The sequence below is a fragment of the Bacteroidota bacterium genome (assembly GCA_040388375.1).
GTDB lineage: Bacteria > Bacteroidota > Bacteroidia > UKL13-3 > UKL13-3 > JAAFJM01.
In genome coordinates this window covers 160,611-181,696 of the sequence record JAZKBU010000007.1, presented here as the reverse complement: position 1 = coordinate 181,696, position 21,086 = coordinate 160,611, and the positions used below count along the sequence as shown (strand labels likewise).

The following is a 21,086-nucleotide window of genomic DNA, read 5'->3' as shown; positions in this document are numbered from 1 at the left end:
TAAGTATAATATTATTTGTCTTATATAAAAATAAGGTCAAAATACTATTATCTATGTTTCTTTTTAGGCAATTCTCTTACCTTTGGCATTCGTTTATGATAACTCGCAAAGGCATATCTATTTTATTATTTCTATTTATTGTTATATCCTGTTCTGTAGAGAAGGCAACCATTCCCTCTTACCTGTATATAAGCAAATTTAAATTAGAAACTGTTAATACTCCTACCTTTCAAGGTGATACCAGTAGCGATATACTTGATGTTTGGCTATACCAAAATGGCGAATTTATAGGTTCATACGGGTTACCCACTTATATTCCCATTATTGATAAAAACAAAAAGAACTTAACCTTAAGAGGTGGTGTTAAAAGGTCAGGCCAGGACGATCAACGTTTACAATATCAACTTTATGATGATTTTAACACAACCGTTGAACTTAAGGACCTTGCTAACGACACTATTAAACCCGTTGTGAAATACTTAACTTATTGTAAGTTTCCCATTGTTCAGGATTTTGATGGCAGCTTAAGCTTTTTCAGCATTTATAAAGCAAAACCTGGCGATACTGTTACTTTTGTTAATGATAACAAAGCCTGGAAATTAGGCAATAATTCAGCTAAAATAAATTTATCTGATTCCACTTCAGAAGTTAACTATATATCAAAAGAGCTATCTAATTTACCGGCCAACGCTGTTCCTTTGTTTTTAGAAGTTGATTATAACGCTACTAATATTTTTGATATTGGTCTTAACGTAATATATCCAAATGGAGAAAGCCGCGCTTACAGTGTTTATAGCCCCAATTCTACCGGAGGTAAATGGAAAAAAGTTTATGTAGATTTGGCTACAGAAGTGGGCTCAGAAATAGCCCAAAGAGGAACCGGAACAAAATTTCAAATATTTTTCAGGGTACAAAGAAACGTACAAACCGGGCTTGACGATACTCAACTTTTATTAGATAATATTAAACTTATTCATCTTTGATACGCAAAAGAAATTTACATACATTACTTTCTATTATCATTGATGCATTGACAGCAGCAACTGCATGGTCAACCTTTTTTGCATACAGGAAAGTATTTATTGAACCTACTCTTTATGGAGAGATGGAAATTGTACTGGATAAGAATTTCTTTCTGGGTCTTTTTTATGTTCCTTTATTTTGGGTTGTCCTTTATTACTTAGCAGGTAATTATAAAGATGTTTGGAGAAAATCGCGAATAAAAGAGCTTTCAAAAACATTTAGCGTTACTGTTATTGGTGTAATGCTGTTATTCTTTACGCTTTTATTAGATGATGCTGTTTATAATTATCAAGCCTATTACAGAACCACTATAACCCTTTTTATATTACACTTTAGTATAACAGTATTTTTTAGGCTTCTTTTTACTACTTATATTATTAAAAAGCTACGTGCTAAAGAACTTGGATTCAACACCATTGTAATTGGTAATAACGATAAAACCTTTGGCTTAATAAAAGAAATAACACAAAAGTACAATGCACAGGGATTTATTATAAAAGGATTTGTTAGCGGTAATAATCACAAAAATATTGAACATCGGTTGTCAAACATGTTTCAAGCTTTAGGTACTTATAATGATTTACCTGAGATTATAAAAAAATATGAAATAGAAGAAATTATTATTGGTGTGGAAAGTACCAACCATATTGAACTAAATGAAATCACCAATATTTTAGAAGACCAAAACGTTACTTTAAAAATCATTCCTGATGTGTATGATTTACGAAGTGGCTCTGTTCGTTTAGAAAATGTAGTTGGTACTGCCTTAATAGAAATCAATCAAGATAAAATGCCTCAGTGGCAAAAAGTAGTTAAAAGAGGTATTGACATTGTTATTTCACTATTTGTTTTAATTGTTTTATCACCTGTTTTCCTGTCTGTCGCAATTGGTGTTAGACTAAGCAGTCCGGGCTCTATCCTATTTAAACAAATTAGAATTGGTTATAAAGGTAAACCTTTTAACATACTTAAATTTAGAAGTATGTATGTAAATGCCGAACAAGCAGGGCCAGCTTTATCAAGTACCAACGATAGCAGAAGAACCACTTTTGGTGTATTTATTAGAAAGTACAGGTTTGATGAATTGCCACAATTTTATAATGTATTAATTGGCGAAATGAGTTTGGTGGGCCCAAGACCAGAACGCAAGTTTTTTATTGATCAGATAATAAAAGTAGCCCCGCATTACAAACACTTACAACGTGTAAAGCCTGGTATTACCAGCTGGGGTATGGTTAAATACGGTTATGCTGAAAATATTGACCAAATGGTGGAACGCTTACAATTTGATATTTTGTATATCGAAAATCGGTCTATTGCTATTGACTTTCGCATTATTATTTACACTGCATTGATTATTTTACAAGGACGCGGTAAATAAAAATAGCCTCTTCCCTCATTTACTCCTTTATTTAAGTTTCAGTTTTAATTGTAAATAAGCTTACAATACATATCACAATAATTATTGTAACTAGTTATTAATAGTTCTTACATGCTATAAAAGTAATCAGTATTAGGTATACTTAAATGTTTAATATACTGGCATAAAAAAACCTGCTCAATTTTGAGCAGGTTTTTTTAAATAATATAAATGCTAAGGTATTATTTAGCAATGTTTAATTTTTGGCTAGAGATTGAACCGTTAGCTTCAATTTGAACAATATATAAGCCATTGTTTAATGAAGAGCAATCAACTGATTGATTCATTGAATTAATAGTGGTGTTATATACTTCTTTACCGTTAATATCAATAATTCTGATTGAACCAACAGTAGCTGTTTTGAATTCAATGCTGAAATTATTTTCTGCAGGGTTCGGATAAACGTTAAATTGGTTGTTTGCATTAACCTTTTTAACTGCTAAAGGAAATACAGCAGCTGTAGATTGTGATTGCCAGATTTCTTTTTTAGTATCATCTTCAACAAAAACAACAGCTTGTAAATTACCAAATTCTTCTACCGAATTTTCAGTAGTTAAATTAATAATATTTGCTGATTGACCATCAAGAGGTAAACGGTAGCTTCCTGGGAATGTAAAACTTTGAGTAAATGGAACTGCTGTGCCTGCAGTAAAGCTAATAGCTGTACCTGCTGCATTTGGTAACATTTTTTTCATTACATTATAAAACTCTGTTTCACCATTGGTTTTCATGTTTTGTACTGTTTTTGTTTCAATTACAGCTATTCTTAATTTTAAGTTTGTAGTTGTAAATGATTGTACAGGAGTAACTGTTCCTGAAACAGTAATAGTTTTACCAACTATAGTTTGTGTAGCTGTAATAGCAACTAATGATGGCTTTATAGCGTAAGAATCAAAAATTGTTTGTGTATAGTTATTAGCATTATCGTTAAATGAACCGTCAATTGTTAACCAAGGAGCAAAAGAAGCGCCATAGTACGAGAATCTTGTAGCAGTTTCTGATGTATAATATGGATCACCGGTACCAGGGAAATTAACTTGGTATTTAATTACATTCCATTTATCAGTATTAGGAGCTATTACTTTATCTAAATTAATGTTACCTGGGTTACAAGGAGGGCAAGTTGACGAAGTAAATACCTCATGTAATACTTTACGAGGTATTACTGAATTAAATGCCTCTGTTGAAATAGTCAATGTATCGTTTTTTCTGTTTTGATCAACACTGTTATTAGGATTATCAATCCAAACTTTGATTGATTTAGCACCTGTAGTAGCAAAATTTAAAGGTGAAGGAAATTCAAAAGTTTCAACACCACCTGAATTAGTAGTATTTAAGCTAGGTAAAGTACCTGCAACTTTAGTATCACCGTTTACTGAGTAATATACTTTAATTGATGAAAGATCTTCAGTACCGTAGTTAATTAAAGTTCCTTTTAAAGTATTATCAACTCCTTTTCCAACATAAACAGGAATAGATAATTTAGTTAAACCTGCATCGTACATAGGTTGAGTACCTTCTACAAATTTGTAAACAATCATATCTTTTTCAGCAAGTATTGTTAATGTAGTTGCAGTAATAGGGTAAGCGAATGCAGCAGTATTACCTATCATAGCACCTTGAGTTCCGTCAGCATTTTGGTAACCTGCAACACCTGATATAGAACCGGCTTTACCACCATAGACAATATCAAATCCACCTGCTTCATATAATTTAACAGCAGTAAATAGAATATTGTTACCATCAGGTGCTGTACCTTTTTTAGCCATTCCGTACCATTGTACTACATGTACACGGTTAGGAGAGCTACCGTAAGTATAACTAAAAACCTGAGAACGCTCTGCAGTATATTGGGTATTACCAATACATTCCATATCACTCCATAAAGCAAAAATTGCGCTTTTAGGGGCTGATGCCGAAGGTAAAGCAACCGGTGTGTTTTGAGCTGTTGTTGCAGTACCATCAAAAGTTAAGTAACCATTATCACTTACTTTGTATGAGGTATAAGAAGTACCGTTAAAAGAGTAAGGAAATGGAATTGTGTTTGCACCAGAAAGTACATCGTTTGCCGGCTTGTTTAAAATAACAGAGGTTGAACCTGTGGCAATAAACTGAGCATATGCATCAGTTGAGCCAATTGTTTTGTAGCTCCAGTACTGACTAAAAGCATTTAGACTGCACAACAAAGAGCTTAATAGTAATATTTTTTTCATAATTTTTTATTAATTAAAGCCCAATATTAACTATTTGCTAGGAATTACCAAATTTTATGACCCTATAATTGTCATATTTTATTAACAATTTCTTAAAATAACTTAGCTAAAAATGTACACACTTCTTCTAAGTGTTTTTTATCTGTTTCATCAAAATGTGCAAGAAACTCGCTATCAACATCTAAAACAGCCAGTACTTCATTTGCTTTTATAATGGGTATAACAATTTCGGAATTACTGGCTCCGCTGCAAGCAATATGGCCGGGGAATTCATGTACATTGGGTACAATAATAGTTGCTTTATTTTGCCAGGCTGTGCCGCAAACACCTTTTCCTAACTGAATAGATGTGCAGGCAATTGGCCCTTGAAAAGGACCGAGGGAAAGTTGGTTATTTTTAACAATATAAAAGCCAACCCACCAAAAGTTAAAAACCTCTTTTAAAGCGGCTGAACAATTGGCAAGATTGGCTATTAAATCATCAGTAGGTAAAAGCAAATGTTTTAATTGAGGAATCAACTCCTCATACATTTGTTTTTTATTGCTCCTATCTGATATAATTATGTTTTCTGACAAACTATTTTTTGGTAGTATCAGCAACCTGAGTACTTACTTCTGCTGCTGCACCATCCACTTTATTGGTTTCTTCACTTGGTCTTACACCATCGTTACCACGATTGGTTGAATAGTCTTTTTTATCGCCTTTGTATAAATCATTTGCTTTAAGTGTTTTATCAGCCTCTTCTTGACCATAATGACAAGCAGTTAAACTAAGACCTGCAACCAGTGCTAATACTATTGACAATTTTTTCATTCTAAATTTTATTGATTAATGCTGCGAATATAAAATTTAATCAAATAAATGCTAATTGATAAAAACTATTTTAAATATGATTATTTTTAACTGTAATTAAATTCATTTTTATAGAAAAAGAATCAATTTGAACTTCCCAAATAAATTACTTGACTTTTTTTAATATAGGCTTACTTTTGCAGTCCTGAAAATTTTAGCTTAATTAGCCTTATTACTGCTTAAACAAAGCCAAAATAGAGGATTAACTTCTTGTAAATAATGAAATTATCACAATTTAAGTTCAACATTACTGATTCAATGATTGCTAAATACCCGGCAGAAAACCGTGACGAAGCAAAATTAATGGTGTTGGACAGAAAAAAACAAAAAATTGAACACAAAACATTTAAAGACATTTTAAAATATTTTGGTGACGGAGATACCTTTATTTTAAATAACACCAAAGTTTTCCCTGCCCGTTTATACGGAAGCAAAGAAAAAACAGGCGCTCAAATTGAAGTTTTTTTATTGCGTGAGTTAAATAAAGAATCAAAACTTTGGGATGTATTGGTAGACCCTGCCCGTAAAATACGTGTAGGTAATAAACTTTATTTTGGTAACGATGATTTAGTAGCTGAAGTAGTTGACAATACCACTTCGCGCGGACGTACTATCCGTTTTTTACACGATGGAACTGATGAAGAACTTTGGAAATTAATTGAAAAATTAGGTGAAATGCCTATTCCAAAATACTTAAACCGCCCAGTTGAAAAATTAGACAAAGAAAGATTCAATACCATATTTGCTAAAAATATTGGTGCTGTTATACCTCCTACTGCCGGATTACATTTTACTAAAGAGTTAATGATGCGTTTAGAAATAAAAGGCGCTCAGTTTAATGAAATTACGCTGCACAATGGTTTAGGTGCATTCAGAGCGGTTGAAGTGGAAGATTTAACCAAACATAAAATGGACTCTGAATACTTTAGTATAAGTCCTGAAACTGCTTCTGCAGTTAATAAAGCGTTAGATAATAAAAAGAAAGTAGTAGCCGTTGGTAATTCAGTAATGCGTGCTATTGAATCATCAGTATCATCAAAAAACAGGTTAAACCCTGAAACAAGTTGGACTGATAAATTTCTTTTCCCTTTCCATGATTTTAGAATTGCCAATTGTTTAATTACTAATTTTCATCCACCAGAAAGTACATTAATGATGGCTACTGCAGCTTTTGCTGATTTTGATTTTTTAATGGAAGCGTATAACGAAGCTATTAAAAACAAATACAAGTTTTTAGCTTATGGCGATGCTATGTTAATTATATAATCCTATTAACGAGTATTCATAAAAAAGAGGAATTGACTTTAAGTTAATTCCTCTTTTTTATGTTATTAAGCCTTCGGGAAGCTTTAAATATATAGTTTGCTGCTCGTGGTCTATTTCATCAATAAAATCGTCCACAGCAGGTATTAATACTTCTTTGTATTGATAGGTGGTTTGAAACAATAATTGCCCGGGCATTTCTATCATGTCTTGCAACTCGCCTATTTCGCCCAAGGTTAAATCAATTAGTTTATAGCCAACTATACTCTTATCAATTTGTTTTTTGCTTTTAACGGCTTTGGTTGAATAATAAAAAATGCTTCTTCCTATTAATTGTTGAGCCTGTTCAACGGTATTGTAATCGCGCAGTTTTACCAGGTATTCATTGGGAACTGTTTCTTTACATTGTTCCATAAAAAAAGGAACGGGCTTTTGATTGAATTCAATCATTACCCATTCCTTTTGTTTTAATTTTTGATTAGAATCAAGCTTTAATTCGCCTGCGGTACCATGCGTTTTAGCAACAGCACCTACAATAATGAAGTCTTTTAATTGTAACGACTTCATTGATTGAATTATTCTGCTGGAGTTTCTGTTTCAGTTGCTTCTGTTGTTTCTTCGGCAGCAGGAGCAGCTTCTTCACTTACAACTACTTCTTCTTCAGCAACTGGGTTAGCAGCAGCATCTAAAGCAGCTTGTTTTTCAGCAAGTTTTGCAATACGAGCAGCATTTGCTTTTGTTTCAGCAGCTAAGCGAGCAGAACTTGAATCTATTGCTTTTGATTTTTCTTTTGAAATGTGTGCTTCTACTTTAGCATTTTTCTCATCAAGCCATTTAGCTAATTTAGCATCAGCTTGCTCTTGAGTTAAAGCGCCTTTACGAACACCAGCATCTAAGTGGCGTTGGAATAAAACACCTTTGTAAGAAAGGATAGCACGAACAGTATCTGTTGGTTGCGCTCCGTTCTCAAGCCATTTAACAGCTCTTTCGTTGTTTAATTCAATGGTTGCAGGAACGGTTTGTGGTTTGTATGAACCAATTAGTTCAATAAACTTACCGTCTCTGGGTGCACGAGAATCTGCCACAACTATGTGGTAGTAAGGTGCTTGTTTGCGTCCGTGACGCTGTAATCTGATTTTTACTGACATGTTTTTAAATAAATTAAAGTTATGTGTTTACCATTTAAAATTAAACGGGCTGCAAATGTCGTGATTTTTAGATAGAAAACAAATGGAAAGGAAATATTTATGCCCAATTAGGCAAATATTCTTCCTAAAATTCTTGTTGCCACATCTTCCATAGGGTGCTCCCTATCTAGTAGAGGATTAATCTCAGTAATTTCAAAAGCCACTGTTTTCGGGTTATTAATTAAATTCTTTAATAAAAAAACTGCTTCATCTTCACTTAATCCATTTGGAACGGGTGTGCCTGTGCCTATTGATATATTGGGGTCTAAGCTATCTACATCAAACGAAACATATATTAAATCGCAGTCGCTTAGCTGGTCTAATGTTTTGTTTAAAATAGTTTCAATACCTATTTCTGTTCTTATTTGCGGAGTGAAATAGGTAATATGTTTATTATTTAATAGTATTTGTTCGTCTTCTTCAAAATCGCGTAAGTCAATAAAAATTAAATCGCTTGGAAGTATTTTGGGTGCAATTTTTTTACTGCCTAAATGCACCAGACTTTGCCACAATTTTATTGATTCTTCATCTACTTCATTTGCATCTTCTACCAAATCGTTTACGGCCAAAGCTGCGGCTAAAGGCATACCATGCATATTTCCGCTGGGTGTTGAATATGGACTGTGTAAATCGGCATGTGCATCTATCCAAACAATACCAATTCGTTTATCGCTATAAAAATTTTTTACGGCTGAAATACCAGCACAACCATTGCTATGATCGCCACTGATAATAAACGGAAACAAATTTTTTGACAAGGTGTTTTCTATGGCATCAACAGCTAATTGCTGTACTTCATATATTGATTCAATATTTTTATTGAACGGATGCTCTATATTTTCTTCTAAATCATCGGCTACAATCCTGGAATTGTGGGCGTGAGCAATATGTGGTATGTTGTTTTTATTGATTAGTCTTATAAGGGCCTGAGGGCCTAACTTGGCTCCTTTTTTCCCTGCCCCAAAATCAGATTCTATGGATATTATTTCTACACTTCGCACAAAGTTTTTTGTATGGTGAACGGTGGCGAAAGTACATTTAGAAGCTTACATAGCCAAATTTAATAAGGGGAAAGATTGTAAAGATTAAAAAATCGGTTGGTTAATTGCCTAACTGTTAAATTGTTTAACTGCATATATTAAAAGTCAAACGTTATTTACTCCGGATTTATACTTTGCTCTATTTTTCTAAGTTTGGTTTCGCATAATTTTACAAGAGCTTTGGCCTCAATTAGTTTTTCTGACAGGGTTTCTAAATCTATTTCATTATTTTCCATTTGTGCTACCATGTCTTCCAGCTTTTGTTGTGCCTGACTATAGCTTAATTTGTTGTTACTCATATTTTAGGGAATTAATTATTGATTACGTCTGATACGGTGCTTTTAATTTTGGTGTTTTTAATAACTGTTTCTACCTCATCGCCTGCTTTTAACTGACTGGGATTACTCACTATTTTATTGTTTAACTTAACCAAAGCATAGCCTTTTTTCAATACATTTTCAGGGTCTAAGGTTTGAAGTAAGCGTTTTAGGTTTACTATATTTTGCTTAGCTCTGTCTATTTTTAAATGAATGTTTTGTTCTATTTGGTTGTATTGATACAGCAAATTGTTTTCGAATATAAAATTATGCTCTACTAAGTAAGCGGCCACTTTGGTTGGTGTTTTTAACTGGTTGGCCATTAAATCTACAATAGATGTATTTCTATCATGACCAATGCCTGTAAATACCGGAATATGATAAAAGGCTACTAACCTTGCTAATTCGTATTGCTCAAATGGTTTAAAATCAGTTTCGCTCCCTCCTCCTCTTACCATAGCCACACAATCGTATGGTATATTGCTGGCAAATATTTGCTCAAATTGCTTAATTATATTTTCGTGTGCATTGTCACCTTGAATCTGGCACAGGTATTCGTCTACCTGAAAAGCATAGCCATAGGTATTGTTTAAAAGTTCATTTTTAAAATCGCGCTGCCCATCTGAATTATGTGCCGTAATTAAAGCTACTCTTTGCATAACAATGGGTATTTTTAAACGCTTATTAGGTGTTATATAATTATCGTCTGTATCCTTAATTATTTGTCCATTGCTTTCATCTACCAAACGTTTTAAAGTGGCTTGCTTTTGTAATTCTATCTGACCTAAAGCAAAGCTATTGTCTATTTCGAGCAGGTCTAAACTTAAGCCATATTTAATGCTATATTTAATTTTTACTTTGCAAATAATTTGCAGGCCATTGCCAAAATGCTGTTGGGTTAAACGCTCAAATTGCTCTATAAAGGCATATCCCTGACTCCATGCGGTGGCTTTAATTTCGGCATTTATCTGTTCGTCTTTTTTTTCAATTAATTTTAAAAAGCACCAGCGTTTTGATTCGTATTTCTTTACATCAGTAATTTCTGCCTTTATCCAAAATGTTTGATAACCAAACTGCATTTGCAGGGTTTCATCTATTTTATACAATAACTGTGATAGATTAATGGCTTGTGTGGTCATTTTTACTGTTTGTTAATTGGGCTGTTGCAAGGTTACAAAATTGGCGTATTAAATAAATAACATTGTTGCAAATGTTTATACCTTAAAATCTTAGTAAAAGGTGAGTAAAAACTTTTAAAGAGTCTCTTTATTAATTGGTCATAATATTATAATTGCATCGAACAAAATAGCCTTATACTTTTTACATGATTGATTTTAGTAGTGTATCTATTGATCAGGTTTCGGTTCATCAGGTGGGGAATAAAACCAACGGTGATGATTTAACTATTAGCAAAACGGAGCTTGATATAGAAGATTTACAATTAAGAAATTTGCTTAAAAAGTTTTTCTTAACGCCTTTTACTAGTAATGAGTTTTACAACTTTACTTTTAGCAATGGCGATTTTAAGTTAAACCCAATATACAATTATGCCAGCCAGTTATTTGACGGGGCCAGTAGTTTTCATTTAAACACTGTAAATATTGCCAAACAATTATTTGAAGTATCGAACCACCCACAAATAAAAGCAGGCGACTTATTTGTGGCTGCTCTCAGCAATGTTGGTTTGCAAGGTAAAACTATCCAGGCTATTGGTATATTTAAGTCGGAAAACCGACAGGATTTTTTAAAACTGGATGCAGCCGGCAGCGGTTTTAACCTTCAATACTTTGACGGCATAAACATTGAAAAGCTTGATAAGGGCTGTATTGTTTTTGATATAGAACAGGATAAGGGTTTTAAGGTATGTATCATTGATAAGTCTAATAAATCAACTGAGGCTCAATACTGGAAAGATACTTTTTTATTACTTACTCCTTGTAACGATGAATACCACCAAACGAAAGATTTTTTAAACATAGCTAAAAACTATGTAACCACTCAGCTACCTGAAGATTTTGCGGTAAATAAAACGGACCAGATTGACATATTAAACAGGTCGATGGAGTATTTTAAAACGCATAATAATTTTGAAAAGGATGAGTTTGAGCAAGAGGTTTTTCAAGACCCTGATTTAATTAACTCGTTCCGCAAGTTTGATGAAACTTACCGTGCTGACCATGCTATTGATATGGAAAGCAGTTTTGAAATTTCATCGCAAGCGGTAAAAAAACAGGCCCGCGTATTTAAAAGTATTTTAAAGTTGGATAAAAACTTTCACATATACATTCATGGCAATAAGGACTTAATTGAGCATGGAGTTGAAAATGATGGTAGAAAGTATTACAAGATATATTATGAGAAAGAAGTTTAGGGATAGTGTATTGATAGTATTGTTTTTACTATTGGTTATTAAATTGATGGGGATTTAATTAGTACTATTCAATAGTTATATTGTTAAAGTATTAATTCGTCATGACAAAGTACAACGTAACTTAATTTCTATTACTTACTAAGATTACTTTACTAAAGTTCGCGTAACTATAAGCTCTCTACAACTCCCTATCCACCATCGGTAAGCGGGTTAGTTCGCTTACATCTATACTTATAAAATCGTATTCGTTTACTACTTTGCCTTTAATAAGGTAACAACCATTACCGGTAAACGGATATTGTTTTAAGCTTGGTGGAAAATGAACGGTATCTATCCAATGGCCTGCTATATCTAGAAAAGTACCAAAGTGCATTTTATCGCCTTTGCCTGTATAAGTATTTTTTACATTGACTAAATAACCCACTATGCTTACTGTTTTATTTATGGACCGGCTTATTTGCGCTGCTGTTATTTTAGTAGGTATGGTTTCTTTTAATAATTCGAATGGAGAGCATAAAGAAAAACCAAACAGGGCTATTTCATCAAAGGCTTCGTCAATAGCAGAGTAATTCAAAACTGGTAATTCCCAATGTGGGGTGGCTGTTTGAAACAACTCCTGCGTATTTGTTTTTTTTGTATTGGGCGATATAATGCTGTGTATTTCCCACAACAATTCTGTTTTGTTACGCTCTGTAAAGTTAAAAGCACCTGCTTTTACCAATAACCGCATTTGTTCTATGGATATCGGCACACGTTGTAAAAAATCGTGTATGTTTTTATAGTGACCATTGTGGTCTCTTTCGTTTATAATGGTTTTTATGTTTTGTTCACTTAACTCGGCAATTAAACTTAAGCCAAGGTATATGGTGGTATTTTTTATTACGCAATGTGCCTGACTATAATTAACGCATGGCTTTTCAATAGTACCTCCTTGCATGCGTGCTTCGTGTATATATAACTCGGTACGATAAAAACCTCCACCATTGTTTAAGGTGGCTACCATATATTCTAAGGGGTAATAGGCTTTTAAAAATAATGCCTGATAACTTTCCACTGCATAACTGGCTGAATGCCCTTTGGAAAAAGCAAAGTTGGCAAAGCTTTCTATTTGGTTCCATATGTCATTTATGGTATTGATGTCGTGTCCTTTTTTTAAACAATTGCGAAAAAAGTTTTCGCGTACCTGGTCAAACTCATTACGCTTTTTAAATTTCCAACTCATGCCTCTGCGCAGGTAATCGGCTTCGGCAAGTGTTAGGTCGGCAAACAAATGGGCTATTTTTATTACATCTTCCTGATATACCATTACGCCATAGGTTTCGGCTAACAGGTTGTATAACTCGGGTAGTTTGTCCCGGGCTTTTTCTCTTAAACTCTCATCGCGAAAGCGAATAATATATTCGCGCATCATACCGCTTTTAGCTACACCGGGGCGTATAATAGAGCTGGCTGCCACCAAGCGTAAATAATCATCGGCTTGTAACTTGGCTAATAACATACGCATGGCTGGCGACTCTACATAAAAACAACCTATGGTATTGCCTTTACGTAATAAGGCTTTTACTTGTTCATCGGTTTTAAAGGCTGCTATATTGTGTATGTCTATATCAACTCCTTTGTTTTCTTTTACTATGCTCAGCGTGTCTTTTATTTTACCTAATCCGCGTTGGCTCAATATATCAAATTTATACAAGCCTATATCCTCTGCTTCTAACATACTAAACTGGGTAGTTGGATAACCTTTGGGTGGTAAATTGGTGGCGGTATAGCAACTAATGGGCTCTTCTGAAATAATAATACCGCTGGCATGTATGCTTAAATGGCTAGGAAATCCTTTTATTAAATGGCTATAACGTATTACTAATTTGCTTATATCATCCAAGCCTTCACCTGTTTTATTGCGTTGTAGTTTATCTATTTCATTAGGTGGCAAGCCAAATACTTTTCCTAACTCGCGTGTAACGGCATCGTGCTGAAAGGTGCTATAGGTGGCGAGTAATGCAGTTCGGTGTGAGCCGAATGTATCAAAAATATATCTGGTAATATCGTCACGGTCTGTCCACGAAAAATCCATGTCAAAATCGGGTGCATTGTTCCGGTGTATATTGATAAAGCGTTCAAAATATAAATCAAGTTCAATAGGGTCAACATCGGTAATATTTAATAAATAGGCTACAATGCTATTGGCTCCACTACCCCGCCCTACATAATAATAGTTTTTATGCCGCGCATATTTTACAATATCCCAATTGATTAAAAAGTAGGAAGCAAAATTAAGCTGCCCTATTACATCCAACTCTTTTTCTATACGCTTTAATACTTCGGTTGATGGATTGGGATAACGATAGACCAAGCCTTTCATGCACTCACTGCGTAATAGGGCTATATCATCGGGTATGCTTTGGGTATAATGTTTTAAGTTTTTATTGGTTAGCTTACCATAATCAAAATGTATGTTACAGGTATTCAATATGTGCTCGGTATTGGCTATAATATTGGGATAAGCAGCATAGGTCGCATACATTTCCTGCCTGCTTAACATAAACTCGGTACCTTTGGCTTGTTGTGTTAATGGTAGTTTGCTAAGCAGGTTATTGGTATCAATGGCACGTAATAAGCGGTGTGCATTAAACGTTTGTTTGTTGGCAAACGAAACGGTTTGTAATGCTACTAGTTTATGGGTTTGTTGCTTAGCGGGTAAAAAAGCCAAGTTTGCTAATTCTTTTATGCTTACACCCACAAACTCATTATCGCGCAAAGGCCAACCTTTATAGTAGCTTAATGGGTAAATAATATAGGCATTATTAAACTCCGGAGCTGTTTGGTTAAAGGGAATGCTGCTATGCAGGTGCAGGGAAAGATGTTCATTTAACTCTTTAAAACCTAAATTATTGGCCGCTATACCAACATATTGTTGTTGGGTTTGGTTTCTAAAATCTATACCAACAATGGGTTTTATATTTTTTTCCTGTGCTAAGCGTATGGTATCTAAACAAGCGGATGTATTGTTAATATCGCTTAATACAAAAGTGTCGTAACCTTTTTGTATTACTTCGTCCAGTAGGTTTTCAATGGTATAGGTACCATAACAAAAACTATAATAGGTATGGCAGTTGAGTAACATGAGCTATTTTGTTTTACCGCTAAACGGATTGAAATCGTGTGATTGAAAATCCATACCTGCAGCACGGTTTACTGCATCTTTGCCATAACGTTTGCGTATTTTATCCATAGCCTGGTATAGCTGTATTTGCTCAAGTGTTTGCTCAAATAAATTATACTGGTGGCCGCCTTGTACCAAATGACTAAACCGTACGCCAATTAAGCGGATCAGCATTCGTTTTTGATATAGCTTGTCAAACAATTCGTTTACTTTTTCAATGAGTATATGGTCTAAGGAAGTATAAGGAATGCGTAATTGCATGGTATAGGTGTTAAAATCGGAATAGCGTATTTTAACGGTTACGCAAGCGGTTAGCTTTTGCTCGCTACGCAATTGGTAAGCTAATTTTTCGGTCATACCAATGAGTATGCCTTTGAGTGCTTTTACATCAATGGTGTCTTTATCAAAAGTTTGCTCGGTCGATATGGATTTGCGTTCGGTATAAGGAATAACCAATGAATCGTCAATACCATTGGCTTTGCGCCAAATTACCCCACCATTATCGCCTAATACTTGCTGTAATAATACAATGGGCATTTGTTGTAGGGTATTAATATACATTACGCCCATATCGCGCAGTAGTTGATAGGTTTTATCGCCTACCATGGGTATTTTACGAATGGATAAAGGAGCTAAAAAGTTTTTTTCGGTACCAACCAGGATTTCTTTTTGTCCGTTGGGCTTGGCCTCACCTGTTCCTACTTTGGATACTGTTTTGTTGGCCGACAGTGCAAATGAAATAGGTAAGTTGGTTTCTCTGGTAATTTTTTGCCGCAACTCGGTAGCTAATTTATAACAACCGAAAAAACGATCCATGCCTGTTAAATCAATATAAAACTCATCAATAGATGTTTTTTCGTATAAAGGAACATCGTTGGCAATAATTTCTGTTACTATGTTGGAGTAATAACTGTATCTGCTGGTATCGCCACGCACTAAAATGGCTTCAGGACAAAGCTGCCGCGCCATTTTCATGGGCATAGCAGAATGGATACCAAAAGCCCTTGCTTCGTAACTGCAAGCAGCCACCACTCCTCTATCGCTCATACCACCCACCAATACGGGTTTTCCATATAAGGCAGGATTGCTCAATCTTTCGACTGAAACAAAAAAAGAATCTAAATCAATATGTACTATTTGCCTATTCATGTTGATGTAGTGGTTATTGTTTAATGAACTATTTCTTTTCCTGTAAGTCTTTGTATTTTGCTATTGTAAAGTGGAGACGAGTATATTTTTCAAACGTTGTAATCAATTAAATAAATACCTCGCCTCCACTTGGCACTACAATGCAAAATTGTTTGTTGAAAACAGTATGCAATATTACCAATATTTTTAGTATTATTGTGCTAAATATTTTAGCATGAGTAAAATTTCAAGTAACATCAAGCATTTAAGGCAGTTAAAAAAATGGTCGCAGGAACAGTTGGCCAATGCCTTAGATAGTACACGCGCCCGTATTGGCTCGTACGAGGAAGAACGTTGCGATCCGCCAGTGGAGACCTTAATTAAAATATCGAATCTGTTTCATGTTTCTATTGATGCATTGGTTAAATGTGACCTGCGAACGGTTGATACAGACTCTTTAATTAAGGTGGGTGATAACCGTATTCTGTTTCCGATTGTGGTTGATAAAAATAACAACGACCAGGTGGAAGTGGTAACGGTAAAAGCCTCGGCAGGGTACTTAAATGGTTATGCCGATCCTGAGTATATTGAAAGTTTACCTGTAATGAATTTGCCGTTTAGGGTTATAGGCAAACACCGTGCTTTCCCTATTAAAGGCGACTCGATGCCTCCGCTTAAAGATGGTTGTTTTGTAATTGGTAAGTATGTGGAATCGATTAACGATATACGCAATGGCAGCACGTATGTATTAATTACCAAAGATGAAGGAGTTGTTTATAAACGGGTATTTCGCGATGGTAACAACTTACAGTTGGTTTCTGATAATAAAAACTACGAACCTTATGCTGTACATGCTGCTACGGTTATTGAAATATGGGAGTTTGTGTGTAACCTGAATATGTCGGATACGAAGGAGGATGAATTAAACCTGGATAGTATTATGAATATGCTGCGGAGTATGCGGGTTGAGATAGAGGGATTGAAAAAGAATTAGTTTATTCTTAGCACTCACTTGCGAAAAGTAAGCAAGTGCCAAGAACTTAAGTGAATACTAAGAGGAAATTAAATGTAAATATATTAATAGAATAAGCTTTTATTTGCCGCCTTTTATACCTTACTAAACCATGAAGAAAAACCTATTATTACTACTTTTACTAACAAGTTTATTTAGTCAATCACTCTACAGTCAGCAATTCTCAGCCCAATGGGAGCCTGTAAAAAAAAGAGGCATGCAGTGGGATAGATTTAAAATTATTGGCACTGACGAAAACTCTTATTATCGCTATGAAGAACTATGGGATATTAAATTTCCTAGATCCTATTTTTTTCAAAAAATAGTACGGTATAATAAAAGTAATGAAATAATAGGTTCTATTGTTTTTGAAACAGGATATCTTGGTCAAAACGAGCCTAAAACCATCTCTGATTTTGTTTTTACGCATGATAGAGTGATTTTATACCGAAAAGACTATATAAGTGCAACAGATTCTATATCAATTTATTTAAAATCTATCAAACTTGATTTGAGTGAACAAACAGATTGGATGAATTTGATAAAGAAAGATATATACAAAAGTAATATTCATAATCTAAATTTATGTTATGCTGAAAAAGAAGATAAGGTAATGTTTTATTTTACTTCTCAAAAAACAAAGGATGATACCACTTCCCTATTTAATTATGAACTCTATCATCCAACAAGTTTGAAGCTAATGGGCAAGAATAATTTTTTCATGAATGCCACTGCTTTTGCTAGTTCTGAGTTTGAAACTTTAAATATGGATAAAGACGAGATTGTTCTTAAATTTAGAAGCAGTAGCCACCAGAAAAAAGATGAATACCGCAGAGGAAGTTATATTTACCTTATGAAACACCAATTAATGACAGATAAAGTAGAAGAAGTTAAATTTAATCTTTATCTGGATACTTATTTATGGTACGATTTTAAATATGAGCCCCATACAAATACTTGCTTTTTGTTTAGTATTTTCAAGAAAATTGCAAACAACGAGATTGAATATATAGCACATGCAGAGAAATATAATTTAAATACCAATAAATTAGACTCTATTGGAAAAACCATAATTCCAAAAGATATGTACAAGGAAACTTTTCTTCAAAAATATGATATTCAATTTAAAAGTATTGTTGGTAAAACAAACCATTATATCAGTTTTGAAATGTATAGAGATGACTATGCTAATTATGGCGTTCAAGATAAAGCTTTACAAGCTCAGAACATAACAGAAGCCTATGCTTTGAGAAAATATAAAGGTATTGGGATACTAAGTTTTAGCAATATTGACAATAAAATAAATTGGTATCATGTAATTGATTGGAAAACCAAAAATCTTAGTAAAATTCACTTTGGTTATAAGAACATTCTAATTGATGATAAATTATCTATTTTATTTTATGATAACCCTAAAAATTATGAATTAAACGGTTTGTTAAAAAATACTTATGGTAAAGACCTAAAAACTATGTTTGGTAGTTCAGATAAAGTAATGGCTTTGGTCAATTTTAATGATGACGGTAGTTTTGTTCGTAAATTGGCTTGCAGTGATAAAACATTAGACAGTAAAAAAATGAAAGAGCCTTTTATAATGTTCTATGAAATGGATTATAACCACAATTGGGTAAAATTTGGAGATAGTAGCTTTTTAACCCAATATGAGTATAAAAAATTTAACAGCGCAGGTATCATCAACATTATTAAATAGTCTTTATTGCATAAAAAAAACACTGGCTTACCTTTTGTAAGCCAGTGTTTTTTTTATGTAAAAGCAATACGTCTTATCGAATTAGTCTATCAGCATTTTCATGGTAGTAAAACCTTCGTCTGATGAAAGCCTGATGATATAAATACCTTGTGGTTCATTTGACAGGTTAATGGTATTGCTGTTTAAACCTATCTCCGGAATCCAGTCTTTTGATAATACTTTGCTGCCACTGCTGTTGAATATTTCTATATGCAAAGGATTCTTATCGGCTGAAGCGTAATCCAAAGTAAAGTCGCCTTTGTTAGGATTTGGATACAATGCACACTCTAACTTTTTACCTGCTGAATTATATACACTTAAAACGGCTATGGCACCTTTCAATGCGCCATAAGCATTTACTTTTCCGTGTCCCCAGGTGTTATTGCCTTCTGCCGGAAGGGTTCCTGTATGGGTATCGGTAATGGCTGTTTTGGCAAAAATGTTAAGCACATGTGAAGGGAATAAATGTGGATTGGCTTGCAACATTAAGGCTACTATACCTGAAACTACGGGTGCTGATGCTGATGTTCCGGTAAACTCGCCATAGTAATATCTTTTACCGCTAACAGGATGGGTAAACCCACTTACAATGCTCCTGCTGCTCGCACCTGTTGCTGTATAAGCACTATCGTATGAAGTATAAGCTGTACCAATGGTAAGACCTGGTGCTGAAATATCAGGTTTAATCCTTCCATCTATCATAGGACCATGGCTTGAAAATGGAACAGCTTTACCTGATGTTACATAACTTGAATAGGACCACGGATTTGAATTAATATCGGTATAAGAAATTTTGGAAGCATAGGCTCCTACCAATACAATTGATCTTCCTGCACCCATATCGCTTACGGTAGTATTGGTATTGCCTGTTGTTGCCCATGAATAACTTAAATTGCTGAATTCACTTTGAAAACCTTTTGGAAAACCATAATAGTAATATTCATTCCATGCATCTATAGCACCATCGGTTCCTTTTAAGGTAACGCATATATTATCAGCAGCTTTGTTAAATATACTCAATGTCATACGGGGTTTACCGTTAAATTCTGATGTTGATGTAATTACTTCAACAGTACAGGTATCGCCATTGGCACCAATTAAGGTAAACGGATGCATTAAATCGTCAATACAAACCATACCCGTGGTACTGCCTGCAACTCCGTTGCTGTATAATGTTACCTGTCCACAAAATGTTTTGCTGGTATCGCCCCACACATCAACCCAGGTTCTTTTATAGGTAGCCGGGGTAAACGTAAGAAAGGTATTCAGCAAACTATCGGTAGGAGTAAATGTTTTGGAAAGATGTATTTTTTCTTCGCCATCGTTTCCGGCACTCATTACTATAATGCGTCCGCTGCCTGTCAGGTTATCGCAGGCTTCGTTGAAAAGTGTATTGCCATCGTGCGGGCCTGATTGTGAGCCCCAGCTGATATTAATAACGGCTGGCTTTTGAACGGATTTAGCATACTCAAATATATAACTGATACCATCTATAAAATCGGAAAACCCGCCTTCTAACCATTGTTGTTCAATAGAATCGCGTCTTACGCCTACAAATACAATGTCGGCATCGTATGCAATACCTCTGTAACGTGTATTCAGTGTTGGGCTTCCGTAGCCTGAACCTACAGCAATACCTGCAACTCCGGTACCATGTGTTTGTTTTGGGTTATCGGTATCGGCAGCTTTAATGCTGTTGGTGTCTTTTATTTCACGACCATAAGTATAGCCTGCCGGTGGTGTTCCTGTTCCGTTTAGTTCCCATACTTGTTTTACTCTGTAACGTGTGCCAAGTGTATCAAAAAGGGTTGGATGCTTATAATCAAAGCCAAAATCAATTACGCCTACTACCACGTTTTTACCACTATAAGCAAGTGGTAAGTTAATGCCTTTTTGAACGGAATCAACACGGGTAACACCACGCACTATATTTAAATGTGGCTTTACAGGCTCGTCTATCTGTATATAAAAAATGCCTGCTAACTCCACAAACTCCTGCACTTTATCGGCCGGCACTTTTACTGTCCAAACTTTTCCGGCTTTTGTACCTACATGGGCACCAATTTTATTTAAACCATTTTGTGCAACAGTGGCATCGGTTACTTTAATAACGGCACTAACATATAGTTTTCCATCGTTTCCTTTTTTGTATAAATAGTTTGGCTTTTGGTCTTTCGACTTGCTTTGCTGCTCTAACATAAACTTACGGGTAAAAGGCGAAAGCTTAGGTTTTACAGCGGCTTGGTTTTGAGCAAACGCATATAAAATGGTAAGGAATAGTAATGCTGACAGGAATGACTTTTTCATTTGTTTATTTTTGGAAAACAAATATAATAATAAGCCTCTC

Annotated in this window: 17 protein-coding genes; 6 read left to right on the top strand and 11 right to left on the bottom strand. The window is 34.5% G+C overall.

What is annotated here, in order from left to right:
- Positions 1-95: 95 nt before the first annotated feature.
- Both V4538_12370 and V4538_12365 read left to right on the top strand, forming a co-directional pair.
- Positions 96-983, top strand: coding sequence for a hypothetical protein (locus V4538_12370; GenBank protein MES2381832.1), 888 nt, complete (start codon positions 96-98; stop codon positions 981-983).
- Positions 980-2,404 (top strand): sugar transferase, encoded by a 1,425-nt coding sequence (locus V4538_12365; protein ID MES2381831.1) that lies wholly within the window; start codon positions 980-982, stop codon positions 2,402-2,404. Before V4538_12370 ends, V4538_12365 begins: the two co-directional genes overlap by 4 nt.
- Positions 2,405-2,625: 221 nt before the next feature.
- Here the strand turns inward: V4538_12365 and V4538_12360 are convergent, their stop codons facing one another.
- From V4538_12360 to V4538_12350, 3 genes are all read right to left on the bottom strand, one after another.
- On the bottom strand, positions 2,626-4,656 hold the full coding sequence (locus tag V4538_12360; GenBank protein MES2381830.1) for a T9SS type A sorting domain-containing protein: 2,031 nt from the start codon (positions 4,654-4,656) through the stop codon (positions 2,626-2,628).
- 92 nt (positions 4,657-4,748) lie between these two features.
- Positions 4,749-5,231, bottom strand: coding sequence for a GAF domain-containing protein (locus tag V4538_12355; GenBank protein MES2381829.1), 483 nt, complete (start codon positions 5,229-5,231; stop codon positions 4,749-4,751).
- A 1-nt stretch (position 5,232) separates the two neighbouring features.
- Positions 5,233-5,469 carry a hypothetical protein gene (locus V4538_12350; GenBank protein MES2381828.1) on the bottom strand — a complete coding sequence of 79 codons (237 nt, stop codon included), beginning with the start codon at positions 5,467-5,469 and terminating at the stop codon, positions 5,233-5,235.
- A gap of 258 nt (positions 5,470-5,727) precedes the next feature.
- Here V4538_12350 and queA point away from each other — a divergent pair, with 258 nt between their 5' ends.
- The gene (gene queA / locus V4538_12345) at positions 5,728-6,774 is read left to right on the top strand and encodes a tRNA preQ1(34) S-adenosylmethionine ribosyltransferase-isomerase QueA (GenBank protein ID MES2381827.1); all 1,047 of its coding nucleotides are present in this window, start codon (positions 5,728-5,730) and stop codon (positions 6,772-6,774) included.
- A 57-nt stretch (positions 6,775-6,831) separates the two neighbouring features.
- Here queA and V4538_12340 read toward each other — a convergent pair whose 3' ends face one another.
- The 5 genes from V4538_12340 to V4538_12320 form a co-directional block, all read right to left on the bottom strand.
- Complete coding sequence (locus tag V4538_12340) at positions 6,832-7,338, bottom strand: hypothetical protein (GenBank protein ID MES2381826.1); 507 nt, start codon at positions 7,336-7,338, stop codon at positions 6,832-6,834.
- An 8-nt stretch (positions 7,339-7,346) separates the two neighbouring features.
- On the bottom strand, positions 7,347-7,919 hold the full coding sequence (locus V4538_12335) for a 30S ribosomal protein S16 (protein MES2381825.1): 573 nt from the start codon (positions 7,917-7,919) through the stop codon (positions 7,347-7,349).
- Between the two features lie 107 nt (positions 7,920-8,026).
- The gene (locus tag V4538_12330; protein MES2381824.1) at positions 8,027-8,959 is read right to left on the bottom strand and encodes an arginase; all 933 of its coding nucleotides are present in this window, start codon (positions 8,957-8,959) and stop codon (positions 8,027-8,029) included.
- Positions 8,960-9,114: 155 nt separating this feature from the next.
- Positions 9,115-9,297 (bottom strand): exodeoxyribonuclease VII small subunit, encoded by a 183-nt coding sequence (gene xseB, locus V4538_12325; GenBank protein ID MES2381823.1) that lies wholly within the window; start codon positions 9,295-9,297, stop codon positions 9,115-9,117.
- Between the two features lie 11 nt (positions 9,298-9,308).
- Positions 9,309-10,454: an exodeoxyribonuclease VII large subunit gene (locus V4538_12320; protein ID MES2381822.1), complete on the bottom strand. Its 1,146-nt coding sequence runs from the start codon at positions 10,452-10,454 to the stop codon at positions 9,309-9,311.
- A 185-nt stretch (positions 10,455-10,639) separates the two neighbouring features.
- Between V4538_12320 and V4538_12315 the strand changes: the two genes are divergently transcribed.
- Positions 10,640-11,686, top strand: a complete 1,047-nt coding sequence (locus V4538_12315; protein ID MES2381821.1) for a nucleoid-associated protein — start codon at positions 10,640-10,642, stop codon at positions 11,684-11,686.
- Positions 11,687-11,864: 178 nt separating this feature from the next.
- Here the strand turns inward: V4538_12315 and dnaE are convergent, their stop codons facing one another.
- Together dnaE and dinB are read right to left on the bottom strand one after the other, a co-directional pair.
- A complete protein-coding gene (gene dnaE, locus V4538_12310; GenBank protein ID MES2381820.1) occupies positions 11,865-14,810 on the bottom strand; it encodes a DNA polymerase III subunit alpha in 2,946 nt (981 codons plus the stop codon).
- A gap of 3 nt (positions 14,811-14,813) precedes the next feature.
- The gene (gene dinB, locus V4538_12305) at positions 14,814-15,998 is read right to left on the bottom strand and encodes a DNA polymerase IV (protein ID MES2381819.1); all 1,185 of its coding nucleotides are present in this window, start codon (positions 15,996-15,998) and stop codon (positions 14,814-14,816) included.
- A gap of 214 nt (positions 15,999-16,212) precedes the next feature.
- Between dinB and V4538_12300 the strand changes: the two genes are divergently transcribed.
- Both V4538_12300 and V4538_12295 read left to right on the top strand, forming a co-directional pair.
- Positions 16,213-16,971: an XRE family transcriptional regulator gene (locus tag V4538_12300; GenBank protein MES2381818.1), complete on the top strand. Its 759-nt coding sequence runs from the start codon at positions 16,213-16,215 to the stop codon at positions 16,969-16,971.
- A gap of 130 nt (positions 16,972-17,101) precedes the next feature.
- The gene (locus tag V4538_12295) at positions 17,102-18,700 is read left to right on the top strand and encodes a hypothetical protein (protein MES2381817.1); all 1,599 of its coding nucleotides are present in this window, start codon (positions 17,102-17,104) and stop codon (positions 18,698-18,700) included.
- Between the two features lie 81 nt (positions 18,701-18,781).
- On the opposite strand, the gene V4538_12290 is transcribed toward V4538_12295, so the two are convergent.
- Positions 18,782-21,046, bottom strand: coding sequence for a S8/S53 family peptidase (locus tag V4538_12290; GenBank protein MES2381816.1), 2,265 nt, complete (start codon positions 21,044-21,046; stop codon positions 18,782-18,784).
- Between the last annotated feature and the right edge of the window lie 40 nt (positions 21,047-21,086).